This is a genomic window from Ensifer sp. 22460 (assembly GCF_052044935.1).
In the GTDB taxonomy this organism is placed as follows: domain Bacteria; phylum Pseudomonadota; class Alphaproteobacteria; order Rhizobiales; family Rhizobiaceae; genus Ensifer.
Map to the genome: position 1 here is coordinate 156,784 of NZ_JBQENZ010000018.1, position 1,384 is coordinate 158,167.

Genomic DNA, 1,384 nt, shown 5'->3' on the forward strand with positions numbered 1-1,384 from the left:
GGCAAGCTCGTCCATCTCGTCGCGCCAAAAGAATGCAGAAACTACTTCAACTCATGCGGATACGATCCAGCATGAAAGGGAAATGCTCTAGGCCGGAGCGTTCTCACTCTGGCGCGATCGCGAGGGAGGCCGTACGCGACAGCGTATTGTCTTGAAGACGGAGTTAATCTGGCCCAGGTCCTGTTACCCAAGCTGATTCCCAAATCAGCGGAAGCGTGATTCAAAACTGCCTTTTAGGAGGCGGTTTTGGCTCGTGGCGACCTGACGGATATGGAGTGGCGGATCATTGAGGGGCTGTTGCCCACCGAGCGCGGGAGGAAGTCTCGCCCCGCGCACGATAATCGGCAATATCTGAACGGCATGCTGCATGTTCTTCGGGTCGGCTGCCCTTGGCGCGACATGCATGAGCGCTACGGAAAGTGGAATTCGGTCTATGTGCGCTTTCGCCGTTGGGCCGAACAGGGCGTGTGGGATGCTCTCCTTGAGACTCTCGCCGAACTGGGGCTGACGGATGATTGGCAGCACATGATCGACAGCACCACGGTTCGCGGCCACTCTCAGGCTGCGGGCGCTAAAGGGGGACTTATCAGGAGGCTTTTGGTCGATCACGCGGCGGCTTTACGACAAAAATCCACGCCCGTGCAGACGGTCAAGGACGCCCTCTGGGCTTCATCCTGACGGGTGGCGAGACTTCGGATTACAACGCCGTTCATGATCTGCTGGCGATACCGGTCGGCAAGCCGAAGCACTTCCTTGCCGATAAAGGCTATGACGGCGATTTCCTGCGTGAAGAACTCCTGATCCATGGGATCAGGCCGGTCATTCCGCCAAAGGCCAACCGCAAGAACCCGCTTGCCTGCGACTACCGGGCCTACAAGGACCGAAACCGTATTGAGCGGATGTTCAATCGCCTCAAGCAGTTCCGTCGCGTTGCGACCCGATACGACAAGACACGAAAATCCTTCTCAGCATTCCTCGCCCTGGCCGCCGCAAAGATATGGCTGCCATACTTTGTCAACAGGGCCTAGTCCAACGTTGAAGCCCCATGAAGTAAGGTTTCGCGGTTATATCAACAGTCAGTCGGCGCAAAGCTATTGTCCGCCTTGGGCCGAAAGTACTAGATTCATAAACAATGTGGCGGGACCGATAGAAAGTCGACTTGGTATGATTATCTTTTTGCGGCCGGAAACGGGTGAAAATGAGCGAAATCCGTTCGCTTGAACGCGCGGACATCCCAGCGATCGCAGGCATGTTCCAGCGGGTATTCCGCAACGACCAGAGCACGCCGCCGCCGGCACTTGCCGATTACATGCAGCAGCTTTACCTCGATGCGCCCGGCTGCGATCCGCAGATACGCCCGCTCGTGCACGTGAACGACAAGGGC

1 protein-coding gene and 1 pseudogene are annotated in these 1,384 nt (G+C 57.2%); both read left to right on the forward strand.

Annotation, left to right across the window (positions count from 1 at the left end):
* Positions 1 to 270 precede the first annotated feature (270 nt).
* Positions 271 to 1,028, forward strand: a protein-coding gene (locus ACTJKM_RS22235; RefSeq protein ID WP_197423395.1) for an IS5 family transposase whose coding sequence is annotated in 2 segments (ribosomal slippage) — positions 271 to 586 and positions 586 to 1,028 — 759 coding nt in all. Because the reading frame shifts where the segments join, the coding sequence is not laid out codon by codon here.
* Between the two features lie 170 nt (positions 1,029 to 1,198).
* Positions 1,199 to 1,384 (forward strand): annotated as a pseudogene (locus tag ACTJKM_RS22240) (hypothetical protein); the annotation flags it as partial.